Raw genomic sequence first — 14,745 nt, 5'->3', positions numbered from 1 at the left:
GTGCCTATGGCCTCACCTCACGACCGCGGCGGCGGACTCGTGCAGGGAGGCGAGGACCGCCGTCAGGTCGTGGTGGAGCAACTGCCCATCTCGCTTGACCGCACGCCCCGCGACGAGCACCGTGTCAACGCAGGCGGTGTCGGCGTTGAGCACGACGGCGCCGATCGGGTCGTGGGCGGCGGCCATGCCGAGCCTATCGGTGCGCAGCAGCATCAGGTCGGCCTGTTTTCCAGGCCGCAGCGACCCGATGACGTCGGCCAGGCCGAGCACCTCCGCCCCCTCGATGGTGGCCATGCTCAGCGCGTCGCGGGTGGTGAAGCCGAGCCCGGCGCCGTCGGGGCGGCCGCGTTCGAGCAGGTGGACGGCGCGCATCAGGGAGAACATGTCGCCGGGCGAGCAGACCACGGTGTCGGCGCCGAGCCCGGCCGGGATCCCCGCGGCCCTGGCCCGGCCGGTGGGAGGGTAGCCGAGCCCGAGGTTCATCTCGTCCACGGGTGCGAGCGAGACCGTGCCCCCGGTGGCGGCGATGCGCTTGAAATCCTCGTCGGTGTAGTGCAGCGCGTGCACGAACGTGGTGGGAGTGTCGAGCAACCCGTTCGACTCCAGGAACGCCAGTCCGGATGCGGTGCTCAAGTGCACGGTGACCGGGAGGTCCAGCTCGGCGGCGAGTCGCCACTCCTCCAGCGCGCGCTCCTCCCCGGCGATCTCCGGCCCGAGGGCGGCGAGGGCCATGGTGACCAGCCCCTGCGTGTCGGACAGGCGCTCGCGCACCCGCCGGGTCTCGCTCGTGAGCCCGCCGGGCTCGCCCCCGTAGCAGTAGCCGAAGACGCCCCTGATGCCCGAGTCGTGCAGCGCCTTCACGGAGGCCTCCGTGTGGGCGGGGCTGAACTGGGCGTGCGACCAGTCGAGCAGGGTGGTGATGCCGGCGTCCAGGCACTCCAGAGCGCCGGCGAGGGTGCCCGCGTACATGTCCTCGGGGCGGAGCTTGGGGGCGAGGTCGCCCATGACGCGCGCCATGTAGCCCTGGATGGTGGTGTCGGGCAGGACGGCCCTGATGGGTGCCTGCCAGGTGTGCCGGTGGGTGTCGACGAATCCCGGGAGCACGATCGTGCCGGTCGCGTCGATCACCTGCGCCCCGGGGACGTCCGGCAGGGCGGGGCCGACCTCGGCGATGGCGCCGCCCTCGATCCGCACGTCGGTCCGGCCCAGCACGACGGGCTCCGGCTCGGTGTCGATGACGACGCCATTCCTGATCAACGTGGTAATTGTCATGCTGAAAGCTTAAGCAGAAGCTTTTAAGAAAGCAATCTGCTGACAGGTATCCTCGATGACGTGAAACCGGATGAGATCGACGCGCTGGTGCCCCGCTGGCAACGACTGGGCATGTCGTCGTCGCTCATCGCCACCCTGGAGCTCAGCAAGCGCGCGACCCGGCTCGACCAGCTGTTCATGCAGGCGATCAAGGCCGAGCTGGCGGAGCTGGGGCTCACCTACGCCGAGTTCGACGTGCTGATCGCGCTGGCCCGGGCCGAACCACCGCACCGGATGAAGCCGAGCGAGCTGTCCAAGTCGCTGTTCCTCACCTCCGGCGGCATCAGCAACGTGCTGCAGCGGCTGACGGCGGCCGGATACGTGGAGCGCGAGGCCAATGCCGGCGACGCGCGCAGCCGCTGGGTCCAGCTCACGGACGAGGGGAGCCGCGTGGCGAGCGCGGCGCTGGAGGCGGCGAACCGGGCGCAGCAGGAGCTGATGGCAGGGATCCCGGAGGAGACGGTGCGGCGGGCGGCGGACGCGCTCCGAGAGGTCCTGGCCCCGCTGAGCCGCCGCCGCTTCCGCTAGCCCAGGGCGCGACGACCCGCCCACGCGGCGACCGCCGCGGCGATCTCTTCCGGCCGGTCCTCCGTCACGTGGTGCCCGGCCGGACCGCAGTGCGCGATCTCCAGGGCGGCCACGTTCTCCGCGCACCAGGCCGCCATGTCCTCCTTGATCAGCAGCGTGGGGGACGAGTCGAAGGTGAGCAGCAGCTTGGGCACGTCACCGCTGCTCGCGAGCCACTTGCTGTAGTGCTCGACCCGCTCGGCCACGTCGGCGGGCTCGCCGTCGAGCGGGAACGACCGCGCCCACTCCAGCAGCGGCCGCCGGCTCTCCCTGGTGGGGTACGGCGCCAGGTACGGCGCCTTCTCCTCCTCGCTCAACGGCGTCAGCACCCCGCCGGTGAACGCGGTCTCCACGAGGAAGTTCCCGTCGAGCACCAGGGACTCGCCCTCGGGCCCGCGAATGGCCTCGGCGCGCCTGCGCGGCCCCTCCCCCAGATCGTCCCAGCTCATCGGGCGGACGAAGGTCTCCATGAACGCCACGCCGCGCACCCGCCCGGGGTGGCGGGCGGCCCAGTCGAAGGCGAGCGCGCCGCCCCAGTCATGACCGACCAGCACCACGTCATCCAGCCCGAGCGCGTCGAACCAGGCGTCGAGGTAGCGGGCGTGCTCGCCGAACCGGTACGGCACGTCGGGCTTGCCCGAGCGGCCCATGCCGATGAGGTCGGGGGCGAGCAGGCGGCGCCCGGGGGCGGCGACGCCGGGCAGGACCTTCCGCCACGTGCGGGAGGAGGCGGGGTTGCCGTGCAGGAAGACGAAGGGGACTCCGCTGCCGGAATCTTCGTAGAAGACGGTCGAGTCGAGCACATCGATGGTGGCCATGACACATCCATTCGTTCGTTTGACTAACGTTTATGGCACTAACGAACCTACATCGTTAGTGCCACTAACGCAACGGGATAGGATCGCCGGCATGACGGACCCCATGGACGCGCAGGAGACCCCCGCCCCGCTGCGGGCCCTGCCCAGCCGGCTGTTGTCGCTGGTCGCGATGCAGGCCGACCGGCTGGTGAGCGAAGGGCTGGCCCGCGCCGACGCCCGCAAGTGGCACTACGCGGCGCTCGTGGCGCTGCGCGAGTCGGGCCCCGCCAGCCAGGCGGAGCTGAGCAGACGCACCGGCATCTACCGCAGCGACCTGGTCGCCGTCATCAACGAGCTGGCCGAACGCGGCTTCGTCGAGCGCGCGCCCGACCCCGCCGACCGCCGCCGCAACGTCGTCACCGTCACCGAGCAGGGCCGCCGGCATCTGCGCCGCCTCGACAAGCTGATCGCCTCACTCCAGGACGACCTTCTGGCGCCCCTCACCCAACCGGAACGCGAGCAGCTGACGGACTTTCTGGGCCGCCTTTTTGAGCATCTTTCACGTTCCTGACCTGGGCAGAAACCATGGCAGGGCCCCTGCTGGAGCCCTAGCCTGTCGGTGTTACGACCGAGCCAGGAGGCGTCACGCCCATGACCGAAATCAGCACCGGTCAGATGATCAGACTCCAGCGCGAACGAAGAGGCATGAGCACCACCGCGCTGGCGACCCAGTCAGGATGCACCGCACGGCACATCGAACTGATCGAGCACGGCAAGCGCACGCCGTCGCTCCCGCTGCTGCGGGAGATCGCCAAAGTGCTGGGCGTGCGCACCGCCGTGCTGTTAGGAGAGACCCCGCGCGACTCGCACGAGCCCAGCAGGCCGCAGATCAGCGACATCGAGCGCGCTCTGTTCACCAGCCGCTCCCTCTCCCCCGACATCGAGCCGCCCGACGCCGAGCAACTGGCCGAGCGGGTGGCGGCCGCCCGCAATGCCTGGTTCACCTCGACGCGGCGCTACTCGATCCTCATGGCGGAGCTGCCGTCCCTGGTCACCGATGCCGAGAGCGTGGCGGCCGAGGGCACCCCGCAGGCGTGCGGCGTGGCGACGGACGCGTACATGCTGGCCAGGGGCGTGCTCAAGCACCTGCGGCGGGTGGACCTCGCGCACCTCGCGGCGGACCGGGCCATGCGCTTCGCCGAGGAGTCCGAAAATCCGCTGATGATCGCTTGGGCGTACTGGAGCCTCGGGCAGTCCATGCTGTCGGACGACATGCACCAGATCGCGTACGACGTCGCGCGGCGCGGCCTCGAACTCCTCGAGCCGCACGTCGCCGACGGCGACGAGCGGCACGTCAAGGCGCTCGGCGCGCTGCACCTGCTCGCCGCCGTCGGCGAGGCCCGCTCGGGCGACGACGACCAGGCCAGGGAGCGGGTACGCGGGCCCGCGACACAGCTCGCCGAGCGGGTGCGGGACACCTCGGACGTCTACGACCTGGCCTTCTTCGGGCCCACCAACGTCGCCATCCACATGGCCAGCATCGAGAGCGACGTCGGCCGCCCCGAGGACGTGCTGCGCATCGCCGACGACATCGACCTGCGCCACACTCCGTCCATCGAGCGGCGCACCACCCACCTGGGGCAGGTCGCCCGCGCGTGCGAGGACCTCGGCGACGACGCCGCGAGCCTGCTCCACCTGTTGCGGATCGATCGGGAGAGCCCCGAGGAGCTGGACCACAAGCTGTTGCTGAGAGAGATGGTCCGGTCTTTGGCGCGGCGGGCGCGGCCGTCCTGGGCGCCGGAGGTCCGCCAGCTCGCCGAGCGCCACGGCATCCTGAACTGACCCGCGAACTGAGAGTTCGGAGTTTGCGAACGAGGAGTTCTGTCGCTTGAGTTCGTCACGGACCGGCGTTCTGATGCCACTCTGCGTTCATGACCACAGCGCCGAGTGCCGATTTCGTCATGGAACGACTACTGCAGGAAGCCATGAGGGAGTTCCCGGGGTGGTCTTTCGAGCGAGACCATTCCGGGTGGACCGCCGTTCACGGCGACATCCGGTTCACCCGGCCGAGCCTGGCCGCCCTCCGCGCGATCCTGAGGATCCACCGGGCCACCCGGGTACGGTGACCGAGACGCCTTGGTCGGCCCGCCGCCGCCACGTTCCCGACGTGCGGCGGCGGTTCGGCGTCAGGCCGCCGTGATCCGGGCGCCGATCGCGTCGAGGAGCAGGTCGAGGCCGAAGGCGAAGCGGTCGAGGGCCCGCTGCACCGTGTACGGCAGCGTCGTGTCCGACACGGCGAACGCCCCCGCCTCCTCCAGCGCCGAGAACAGCGGGAAGCGCCCGTTCATGCGTTCCTCCAGGAACGGCACCTGCCGCTCCCACCACTCGTCGTCGCTGCTCCCGGTCTGCGCGGGCGCCTGCTCGGCCTCGACGACCGCCGACGCCGCGCCCCGCGTGTACGCCTCCACGGCCGCCACGCAGCCCACGACGTCGGCCGCGGCCAGGCCGTGCCCGTCGAGCAGGGCGAGGGTGGCCTCGTAGCGGGCGAGGACGTTCGGGCCGAACACGGTGCGCACGGTGGACACCTGCAGCAACCACGGATGAGTCCGGTATGCCGCCAGGTCGGAGCCGGCCACGTCGCGCAGCCCCGCCCGCCACCCGGCCGCGGCGTCGGGAAGGGGCTGGTTGCCCACGACGCGCTCGACCATCAGCTCCAGCAGTTCGGCCTTGCCCGGCACGTACGTGTACAGCGACGCGGTGCCGATGCCCAGCTCCTGCGCGAGCGCCCGCATCGACAGGGCGGCCGGACCGGCGCGGTCGGCTTGGGCGATGGCGGCGTCGACGATGCGCGACAACTCCAGCCGTTGCCGCGGCCCGCGCCGTGGGGTCGGCAGCCCGTCCCAGAGCAGCGCCATCGTGCGCGCCGGGTCACCGCGTCCCGCGTACTCCATCAGGAAATCCCCCTGCGACAAATACTCCGAACAGCGTACGATGTTTTCATGCGCACCGAGACGGTCATTCCCTGCCTGCCCTGCCGCTATCTCGACGACGTCCTGCCCTTCTACACGGCGCTCGGGTTCGACGTCACCTACCGCCAGGAACGCCCCAACCCGTACGCCGCCGTCCGCCGCGGCGGGATCGAGGTGCACCTGTTCGGCGTCCCCGAGTTCGACCCCGCCGAGTCCATGGGAAACGTGATCGTGAAGGTCGACGACACGGAGGCGCTCCACAAATCGTTCGCCGCCGGGCTGCGGGCGGCGTTCGGCAAGGTCCCGGTGTCCGGGATCCCGCGGATGACCCGGCCGCGGCGCATGCAGGGCACCGCGGGCGGGTTCATGGTGGTCGACCCCGGCGGGAACTGGCTGCGGATCACCAGGCACAAGGACGAGTTCGACGAGCCCGACCCTTCGGAGGGGCGGCTGGCGCGGGTGGTGGCCGCGGCCGCCCGCCAGGCCGACTCACACGGGGACGAGGCCGCGGGGATCCGCGTGCTGGAGAACGGGCTCGCCCGCCACGCCGACGCGCCGCCCGCCCAGCGGCTGCCTGCCCTGGTGTACCTGGCGGAGCTGCGGGTGCGTACGGGGGATCGCGAGGGCGCGGCGGCGCTGCTGGCCGAGGTGCAGGCGATGGACCTGACCCCGGCGGAACGCGAGTCCCTCACCAAGGACCTCACCACCGCCGCCGAACTGACCACCGACCTCCACCCCTGACACCCACCGGGTGTCGTGTCCGCGCCGCCTGGAGACGACCGTGCCACGCGCAGGCGCTGCCGCCTGAATGCGGCCCCTGCCACGCGCGGGCGCTGCCCACCACGACTTCACCCCCACCGGCCGCGCACCACCCGCAACGCGGCCTCCGACAGCCCGGCACTCATCGGCCGGCGTGCCAGGTGCATGTGCGCGCCCAGACCCGACGCCACGGTCGCGGGTGCGCCGCCCCGGGACAACCCATGCCACGTGCCGGTGCGCCACCCTGCACGACCTCGACCCCACCGGCCGAGCGGTCACGGGGCGCGCCGGCCGCACCGGCGACAGGGCGGTGCCGGGCGGCGTCAGGGGCCTGGTGGGAGGACCCGGGCGGCGATCAGAGCTTGGGGAGGAAGCCGACGCGGTCGCGGACCTGGGCCATGGTCTCCTTGGCCACGGCCGACGCCCGCTCCGCCCCGATGGCGAGCATCCGATCCAGCTCGGCCTCGTTGGACAGCAGCTTCTCCGTGCGTTCCCTGATCGGCGCGAAGGTCTCGATGACGGCCTCCGCCACGTCCTTCTTGAACGTGCCGTACCCCTGCCCGGCATAGCGGGCGACCAGCTCGGGAATGGGCGTGCCGGTCAGCGCGGACAGGATGCGGAGCAGGTTGGAGATGCCGGGTTTGTTCTCCTCATCGAAGAGGACCTCCGTCCCGGTGTCCGTGACCGCCCGCATGATCTTCTTCCGCAGCGGCCCCGGCTGCTCCAGGACGTCGAGGATCCCGGCCGGGCTGGACGACGACTTGGACATCTTCGCCGTCGGGTCCTGGAGGTCGGTGATCTTCTCGACCTCCTTGAGGATGTACGGCTCGGGCAGCGTGAACGTGTCGCCGAAGCGGTGGTTGAAGCGCTGGCCGAGGTCGCGCGTCAGCTCGAGGTGCTGCTTCTGGTCGGCCCCCACGGGCACCGCGTTGGCCTGGTAGAGCAGGATGTCGGCGGCCTGCAGGATCGGGTAGGTGAACAGCCCGACACTGGCCGCGCTCTCCCCGAACTTGGCCGACTTGTCCTTGAACTGGGTCATCCTGCCCGCCTCGCCCATGCCGGTGAGGCAGATCAGGATCCAGGCGAGCTCGGTGTGCTCGCGTACGTGCGACTGCACGAAGACGGTGGACCGCTCGGGATCGAGCCCGGCGGCGAAGAGCTGTGCGGCGGCCACGCGGCTGCGCCGGCGCAGGGCGGCGGGCTCGGTCGGCACGGTGATCGCGTGGAGGTCGACCACGCAGTAGAAGGCGTCGTGGGTCTCCTGCATGGTGACCCACTGGCGAACCGCACCCAGGTAATTGCCCAGGTGGAAGGAGTCCGCGGTGGGCTGGATGCCGGAGAGTACACGAGGTCTGGCCATAGCAGGCAATTGTGTCAGGAATCCAGCTCGGGCGGCGACTCGGCGACCGGCCGGCGTTTCACTCTCACCCTGGCGGTACGGCGCCCGTCGAGCTCGGTGACGGTCAGCTCGAAGCCCGGGATCTCCACGCTCTCGCCGATGACGGGCACGTGGCCCAGCATGGCCATCACGAACCCGCCCAGCGTCTCGTAGGGGCCGTCGGGCAGCCGGATGCCGGTCTCGGTGGCGAAGTCGTTGAGGTTCGTCAGGCCGTCGATCTCGATCTCGCCGGCGGGCAGGACCACGACGTTCTCCTCGAGGTCGTACTCGTCCCTGATGTCGCCGATCAGCTCCTCGACGAGGTCTTCCATGGTGACGATGCCGGCCGTGCCGCCGTATTCGTCCACCACGATGGCCAGGTGCTGGCCCTCGTCGCGCATCTCGTTGAGCGTGCTGAGCAGGCGTTTGGAGGCGGGCACGAACTTGGCGGCGCGGATGGGCACGACCGCGCTGATCGGCTCCGTGCGGCCGGCGAGCTCGGGATCGAGCAGGTCGCGTACGTGGACGAAGCCGATGACCTCGTCGTATGACTCGCGGTAGACGGGGAAGCGGGAGTGCGGGAGCGTGGCGGCCAGCCGGGCCGCCTCGGCGAGGGGCGTGTCGGCCTCCATGAAATCGACCTCGGTACGCGGCAGCATCACCTCTCTGAGCTGCCGTTTGCCGGCGGCGAAGACCTCGGCGATGACCTTTCGCTCGTCGGCGGTCAGTTCGGTGTGCCCGACGACCATCTCGCGCAGTTCCTCGGTGGTGACCTCCTCGCGGTCGGCCGCCGGGTTGCCGCCGAGCAGCCTGACGATGACGTCGCTGGACTTCGACAGCATCCAGATGATCGGGCGCGACAGGGTGGCGATCGAGTCCAGGAAGGGTGCCACGACCAGCGACAGCCCCTCGGCCCGCTGCAGGGCCAGGCGCTTGGGCGCGAGCTCGCCGAGAACGAGCGACACGTACGAGATGGCCAGCGTCACGAGCACGAGCGCGAGCACGGGAGACACGGCCCCGGGCACGCGCCACCCTTCGAGCACGGGCACGAGCTGCGCGGCCAGCCGGTCGGCGCCGAACGCGGCCGACAGCATGGTGGCCACGGTCACGCCGATCTGCACGGCGGACAGGAAGCGGTTGGGATCGCGGGCGAGCTTGGCCACGCGCTCGCCCCGGCGGCCCCGGACGGCGAGCTTGCGCACCTGGCTGTCCCTGAGGGACACCAGCGCGATCTCGGCGGCGGCGAAGAAGCCCCCGATCAGGATGAAGAGCAGGACCAGGGCGATGTTGGCCGCGACGGTGTCAAACATGGTGGTTGGCAGCGTACTCGTGGAGTTTCCAGCGTATGCTGATGGGCAAGCCCTACAAAATCAAACATATTTGAACAGGAGCACACATGAGATTGCTGGTCACCGGAGGGGCCGGATACGTCGGCAGCGTGGTCGCGGCGCAGCTCATCGAGGCGGGACACGACGTGACCGTACTCGACGACCTGTCGACCGGGCATCAGGACGCCGTCCCAGAGGGTGCCCGTTTTGTCCAATCCGACATTTCCGACGCCGGCGCCGCGCTCGACGGCGTGGACGCGGTGCTGCACTTCGCGGCCAAGTCCCTGGTGGGCGAGTCGGTCGAGAAGCCGGGGCTCTACTGGGCCAACAACCTCGGCGGCACGCTGGCGCTGCTCGACGCGATGCGCGACAAGGGCGTGGGCAGGATCGTGTTCTCCTCGACCGCGGCCACGTACGGGGAGCCCGAGCGCTCCCCGATCCAGGAGGACGACCCGACGCGCCCGACCAACCCCTACGGCGCCTCCAAGCTGGCCGTGGACACCGCGCTGAGCGCGTACGCGCGCATCCGCGGGCTCGGCGCGGTGAGCCTGCGCTACTTCAACGTGGCCGGCGCCTACGGCCGCTTCCGCGAGCGGCACACCGTCGAGACCCATCTCATCCCCAACGTGCTGAAGGTCGCCACCGGCGAGCGCGCGTCGGTGAGCGTGTTCGGCAACGACTACCCCACGCCGGACGGAACCTGCGTGCGCGACTACATCCACGTGGCCGACCTGGCGCGGGCGCACCTGCTGGCGCTGGAGGCCATCACGCCGGGCGAGCACAAGATCTACAACCTGGGCAGCGGCAGCGGGTTCACCGTGCAGGAGGTGATCTCGGTCTGCCGCGAGGTCACCGGCCACGAGATCCCGGCCGTCGTGGGCGAGCGCCGTCCCGGAGATCCGGCCGTGCTGGTCGCCTCGTCCGCGAAGATCCAGCGTGAGCTGGGCTGGAAAGCCGAGCGGCCGGCGTTGCGCGACATCGTCTCGGACGCGTGGGCGGCGCTTTCCGCCAAATGAGTCATGCGGAGGATGAATCTGTGCTGTGATACCCAAACGTGAGGAGCTTTTCACCAAGGGTCACAAAACTGATCTTTGGCGTCCTCGTCGTGACGGGCAGCCTCCTCGCCGCCGCGGGCGTGATCTTCGCGACCACCCAACCCGCTCCGGCCGTGCAGCCGTCCCCCTGCGCCACGGGGCCCAGAGAGGGGCGGACATGACGAACGCCCCCCGCGTGGCACGGGGGGCGTCCGGTCAGATGCTGGTCAGATGAGGCCGAGCTCCCTGACGGCGGTGCGCTCTTCCTCCAGCTCGCGGACGCTGGCGTCGATGCGCTCGCGGGAGAAGGAGTCGATCTCGAGGCCCTGGATGATCTCGAACTTGCCGTCGACCGAGCGTACGGGGAAGGACGAGACGAGGCCCTCGGGCACGCCGTACGAGCCGTCGGAGACGATGGCGGCGGAGGTCCAGTCGGTGCCGTTGACCCAGTCGTAGACGTGGTCGATCGCGGCGTTGGCGGCCGAGGCGGCCGAGGAGGCGCCGCGGGCCTCGATGATGGCGGCGCCGCGCTTGGCCACCGTCGGGATGAACGTCTCCTTCAGCCACTCCTGGTCGACCTGCTCGGCCGCGATCTTGCCACCGACCTCGGCGTGGAACAGGTCGGGGTATTGGGTGGCGGAGTGGTTGCCCCAGATCGTCATCTTCTTGATCTCGGTGACGGGGACCTGCAGCTTGGCCGCGAGCTGCGACAGCGCGCGGTTGTGGTCGAGCCTGGTCATCGCGGTGAAGCGGTCGGCGGGCACGTCGGGGGCGTGCTGCTGGGCGATGAGCGCGTTGGTGTTGGCCGGGTTGCCCACGACCAGGACCCTGATGTCGTCGGCGGCGTGGTCGTTGATCGCCTTGCCCTGCGGTCCGAAGATGCCGCCGTTGGCGCCGAGCAGGTCGCCGCGCTCCATGCCGGCCTTGCGCGGCATGGCGCCGACCAGCAGGGCGACGTTGGCCCCGTCGAAGGCGACGTTGGGGTCGTCGGTGATCTCGATGCCGGACAGCAGCGGGAACGCGCAGTCGTCCAGCTCCATGGCGGTGCCCTCGGCCGCCTTCACCGCCGCCGGGATCTCCAGCAGGCTGAGCCTGACCGGGACGTCGGCGCCGAGCAGCTGCCCCGACGCGATGCGGAACAGCAGTGCGTAGCCGATCTGGCCGGCGGCTCCGGTGACGGTCACCTTGACGGGCGCAGTGGCTGACGACGCCATGGCCTTCCCCTAACTCGCAGCAGGAATCATTGACGTTGGGGATGTTACCCGCTCGTCATCGGCAGGGTTCCATCGCGGGTGGCTCCAGCTCGGGATCGAACTCGACCTTGCCGAAATACTTGGCTAAGAGCTGCTTGAGCGTGCCGTCGCTGTAGAGGCTGGCGACGATGCCGTTGACGGCCTGGCAGGTCCGCGCGTCGCCCTCCTTGATGGCGACGGCGTACCGCTCGTTGCTCAGCTTGGCGCCGAGGATCTTGTAGCGCTGCGGCTCGCGGTCGGCGAAGCCGGCGAGGATCAGGTCCTCGCCCGGGATCGCGTCCACCTTGCCGCTCCTGAGCATGTCCATGCACTGGGCGAGGTGGCCGGCGATCACCGGCCGGACCTTCACCCGGTCCTGCACCGCGCCGACGGACGGGCTGTTGGGAGCGCAGATGTTCTTGTCCTCGAGGTCCTCGATCGAGTCGATGCCGCCGCCCGACCGCACCAGGACGTCGCGGTGGGCCACGTAGTAGGGGCCCGCGAACTGGAGCGGGCTCTTGTCGGTGCCGAACGTCGCGATCACGAGGTCGAGCCTGCCCTCGGCCAGCCCGGTGACCCGCTGCTCCCGGCTGACCGCCACGAACTTCGTCTCCTTGGCCCCCAGCCCCGCGGCGATGCGCTGTGCGAGCTCGATCTCGAAGCCCTGGAAGTCGTCCCCGTTCCGCAGTGCGACGCCGGGCAGGTCGCCCCTGACGCCGATCACGATCTTCCCGGTCTGGGCGACCTTGTCCGCCACCGAGGCGAACGGGCGCGTGGGGTCCTCGCCGGGGTCCGTCTGTCGCTCCAGGAACGCCGGCGGCCAGCCGTTCATGGCCAGCGCCATCGCCGTGGTGGCGACCAGGACGAGCACGGCGCCGAACGCGACCCACAGTTTCACGCGGCCGCGCCGGGCGGGCCGCGCCGGCTCGGCCACCGGGTACGGCGCCCGCTCCCCCTCCGGCGGCGCGGTCTCCGCGGGCATCACGCTCACGCCGCCCTGTCCGGTCGTGACCTGGTGCTCGTGGGACCCGGTGGTCCGGTGCTCGTGGACCCCCGAGGTCCGGTGCTCGTGGGACCCGGTGGACCCCTCGTGAGCCGGCGGGCCGTGCTGGGACGGCACCAGAGAACCGGTGCCCTTGTCGGTGATCGACCCGGCCGACACCCGGGTGAACGGCGTGGTGTCGTCACTGGCCACCTCCGCGCCCCGGGTGAGCACGGCCGTGGACGCCCCCACCGCGGTGGACTGCCCGAGCAGCCGCAGCAGGATCTGGTCGGCGGAGGGCCGCTCGGCGGCCGCCTTGGCCAGCGCGGCGCGCACCACGCTCCGCAGCGGCTCCTCCATCGCGCTGACGTCGACCTCGTGGTTGAGGATCCGGTTGAGCACGGTGGCGATGGACTTGCCCTCGAAGGCCACCTTCCCGGTCGCCGCGAAGGCGATGGTAGCCCCCCACGAGAACACGTCGGTGTAGGGGCCGATGTCGTCCCCGGCGATCTGCTCGGGCGCCATGTAGGCGGGCGTGCCGATGGCCCGGCTGGTGATCGTGCCGGTCGAGTCGATGATCCGGGCGATGCCGAAGTCGACCACGCGCGGCCCGTCGGCGGCGATCAGCACGTTGTCGGGCTTGAAGTCTCTGTGCACGATGTGCGCGTGGTGGATGGCGGTGAGCGCGGTGGCGGTGCCGATCGCGAGCCGGTCGAGCGCCGTGCCCCTGAGCGGCCCGTCGGTCTCGACGATCTCCCTGAGCGACCGGCCGTCGATGTATTCGCTGGCGATGTACGGCGTGTCGCCGTCGAGGTCGGCCTCCATCACCCGGGCGGTGCAGAACGAGGCGACCCGCTTGGCCGCCTTCAACTCCCTGGCGAAACGGGACCTGGCGATGGTGTCGCCGGAGAATTTCACATGCAGGAGCTTGATCGCCGCCCGCTCGCCCGCCTCGTTGACGCCCAGGTAGACGATGCCCTGGCCGCCCTCCCCGACCCGTCCGGACAGCCGGAATGACCCCAGCTGGGTGGGATCGCCGGCCATCAGCGGCGAGATCTGCGGCATTCGTCATTCCCCACGTTTTTCTGAATCCCAACGACGAAAACTTTACGACGCTCAGCAACTTCTCAGGGATCCGTTAACCGTTCGTGACGTCACGTTTTCCGTCATAGCCCGCTCATTGCCCAGGAAACCGGCAATCTCCGGGTCTCGAGGGGCCCTTGCACCAGCGGGCGATCACAGGGGAGGCTCGGGAATCATGGACCGCCCCTACGACATCGTACTTTTCGGCGCGAGCGGATTCACCGGCGCGCTCACGGCCGCCTACCTCGCGCGGGCCGCCGCTCCCGGCACCCGGTGGGCGCTGGCCGGGCGCGACCGGGCCAAGCTGGGGCGGCTCGGGCTCGACGTGCCGATCCTCATCGCCGACGCGACCGACCCGGCCTCGCTGGCCGAGCTCGCCCGCCGGACCCGCGTCCTCGCCACGACGGTCGGCCCGTACGTGAGGTACGGCGAGCCGCTCGTCGCCGCGTGCGCCGAGGCCGGCACCCACTACGTGGACCTGACGGGCGAGCCCGAGTTCGTGGACCGGATGTACGTCCGCTACCACGACCTGGCCGCGGCGAACGGCGCCAAGATCGTGCACGCCTGCGGCTTCGACTCCATCCCGTACGACCTCGGCGTGCTCGACATCGTCACCCGCCTCCCCGAAGGCGTCCCGCTCACGGTCAGCGGCTTCCTGCGGACCAGCATGCGTCCGTCCGGCGGCACGCTGGCCACCGCGCTGACGATCGCCGGCCGGGCCCGCCAGGCGGCCGAGGCGGCCTCGCGGCGCCGTGCCGCCGAGCCGGGGCCGAAGGGCCGCAAGGTGAGCTCGGCGCCGGGCGGCCTGCGGTATGTGGGCGGGTGGGCACTGCCGATGCCCACCCTCGACCCGAAGATCGTCGGCTACTCCGCCCGCCTGCTCGACCGCTACGGCCCCGACTTCACCTACCGCCAGCACTACGCCGTGAGAACGCTTCCGCAGGCGCTGAGGACGGCGGCGGGCGCGGGCGCGTTCGCGACGCTCGCGATGATCCCGCCGGCCCGCGACTGGCTCCAGAGCCGCCTGCGGCCTGGCGAGGGCCCGTCACCCGAGCGGCGCGCGAGGAGCTGGTTCAAGATCACGTTCCTCGGCGAAGGCGGCGGCGAGCGGGTGGTCACCGAGGTGGGGGGCGGCGACCCGGGGTACGACGAGACCGCCAAGATGCTCGGCGAGTCAGCCCTGTGCCTGGCCTTCGACGAGGTCCCCGACCGCGCGGGCCAGCTCACACCGGCCTCGGCCATGGGCCGGCCGCTCATCGACCGGCTGCGGCGGGCGGGCATCACCTTCGCCGTGAAGCCCTGAGG

The 14,745-nt window shown here is 70.7% G+C and carries 13 protein-coding genes; 6 read left to right on the top strand and 7 right to left on the bottom strand.

What is annotated here, in order from left to right; genetic code table 11:
- Positions 1-12: 12 nt before the first annotated feature.
- The gene (locus tag ID574_RS23340) at positions 13-1,272 is read right to left on the bottom strand and encodes an amidohydrolase family protein (protein WP_188191080.1); all 1,260 of its coding nucleotides are present in this window, start codon (positions 1,270-1,272) and stop codon (positions 13-15) included.
- A gap of 60 nt (positions 1,273-1,332) precedes the next feature.
- Here ID574_RS23340 and ID574_RS23335 point away from each other — a divergent pair, with 60 nt between their 5' ends.
- Positions 1,333-1,839: a MarR family winged helix-turn-helix transcriptional regulator gene (locus tag ID574_RS23335; RefSeq protein WP_188191079.1), complete on the top strand. Its 507-nt coding sequence runs from the start codon at positions 1,333-1,335 to the stop codon at positions 1,837-1,839.
- Here the strand turns inward: ID574_RS23335 and ID574_RS23330 are convergent.
- Positions 1,836-2,696 (bottom strand): haloalkane dehalogenase, encoded by an 861-nt coding sequence (locus ID574_RS23330; protein ID WP_188191078.1) that lies wholly within the window; start codon positions 2,694-2,696, stop codon positions 1,836-1,838. The genes ID574_RS23335 and ID574_RS23330 overlap by 4 nt on opposite strands.
- A 91-nt stretch (positions 2,697-2,787) precedes the next feature.
- Between ID574_RS23330 and ID574_RS23325 the strand changes: the two genes are divergently transcribed.
- Both ID574_RS23325 and ID574_RS23320 read left to right on the top strand, forming a co-directional pair.
- Positions 2,788-3,246, top strand: coding sequence for a MarR family winged helix-turn-helix transcriptional regulator (locus ID574_RS23325; RefSeq protein ID WP_188191077.1), 459 nt, complete (start codon positions 2,788-2,790; stop codon positions 3,244-3,246).
- A gap of 80 nt (positions 3,247-3,326) precedes the next feature.
- Positions 3,327-4,517: a helix-turn-helix domain-containing protein gene (locus ID574_RS23320; protein WP_188191076.1), complete on the top strand. Its 1,191-nt coding sequence runs from the start codon at positions 3,327-3,329 to the stop codon at positions 4,515-4,517.
- A gap of 344 nt (positions 4,518-4,861) precedes the next feature.
- Here ID574_RS23320 and ID574_RS23315 read toward each other — a convergent pair whose 3' ends face one another.
- Positions 4,862-5,626: a TetR/AcrR family transcriptional regulator gene (locus ID574_RS23315; RefSeq protein WP_188191075.1), complete on the bottom strand. Its 765-nt coding sequence runs from the start codon at positions 5,624-5,626 to the stop codon at positions 4,862-4,864.
- Between the two features lie 48 nt (positions 5,627-5,674).
- Between ID574_RS23315 and ID574_RS23310 the strand changes: the two genes are divergently transcribed.
- Positions 5,675-6,385, top strand: coding sequence for a bleomycin resistance protein (locus tag ID574_RS23310; protein ID WP_188191074.1), 711 nt, complete (start codon positions 5,675-5,677; stop codon positions 6,383-6,385).
- A 373-nt stretch (positions 6,386-6,758) separates the two neighbouring features.
- Here the strand turns inward: ID574_RS23310 and trpS are convergent, their stop codons facing one another.
- Together trpS and ID574_RS23300 are read right to left on the bottom strand one after the other, a co-directional pair.
- Positions 6,759-7,763 carry a tryptophan--tRNA ligase gene (gene trpS, locus ID574_RS23305; RefSeq protein ID WP_188191073.1) on the bottom strand — a complete coding sequence of 335 codons (1,005 nt, stop codon included), beginning with the start codon at positions 7,761-7,763 and terminating at the stop codon, positions 6,759-6,761.
- Between the two features lie 14 nt (positions 7,764-7,777).
- A complete protein-coding gene (locus ID574_RS23300; protein WP_188191072.1) occupies positions 7,778-9,091 on the bottom strand; it encodes a hemolysin family protein in 1,314 nt (437 codons plus the stop codon).
- A gap of 86 nt (positions 9,092-9,177) precedes the next feature.
- Here ID574_RS23300 and galE point away from each other — a divergent pair, with 86 nt between their 5' ends.
- On the top strand, positions 9,178-10,125 hold the full coding sequence (gene galE, locus ID574_RS23295; RefSeq protein WP_188191071.1) for a UDP-glucose 4-epimerase GalE: 948 nt from the start codon (positions 9,178-9,180) through the stop codon (positions 10,123-10,125).
- Between the two features lie 245 nt (positions 10,126-10,370).
- On the opposite strand, the gene ID574_RS23290 is transcribed toward galE, so the two are convergent.
- Together ID574_RS23290 and ID574_RS23285 are read right to left on the bottom strand one after the other, a co-directional pair.
- Positions 10,371-11,357, bottom strand: coding sequence for a malate dehydrogenase (locus ID574_RS23290; protein WP_188191070.1), 987 nt, complete (start codon positions 11,355-11,357; stop codon positions 10,371-10,373).
- Between the two features lie 55 nt (positions 11,358-11,412).
- On the bottom strand, positions 11,413-13,422 hold the full coding sequence (locus ID574_RS23285; RefSeq protein WP_188191069.1) for a serine/threonine-protein kinase: 2,010 nt from the start codon (positions 13,420-13,422) through the stop codon (positions 11,413-11,415).
- 193 nt (positions 13,423-13,615) lie between these two features.
- Here ID574_RS23285 and ID574_RS23280 point away from each other — a divergent pair, with 193 nt between their 5' ends.
- Positions 13,616-14,743, top strand: a complete 1,128-nt coding sequence (locus ID574_RS23280; protein ID WP_188191068.1) for a saccharopine dehydrogenase family protein — start codon at positions 13,616-13,618, stop codon at positions 14,741-14,743.
- Positions 14,744-14,745 lie beyond the last annotated feature (2 nt).

The sequence above is a fragment of the Nonomuraea sp. SYSU D8015 genome (assembly GCF_008065375.1).
GTDB lineage: Bacteria > Actinomycetota > Actinomycetes > Streptosporangiales > Streptosporangiaceae > Nonomuraea.
Note: the sequence above shows the minus strand (reverse complement) of the source record. Positions and strands in the feature narration are given on the sequence as shown.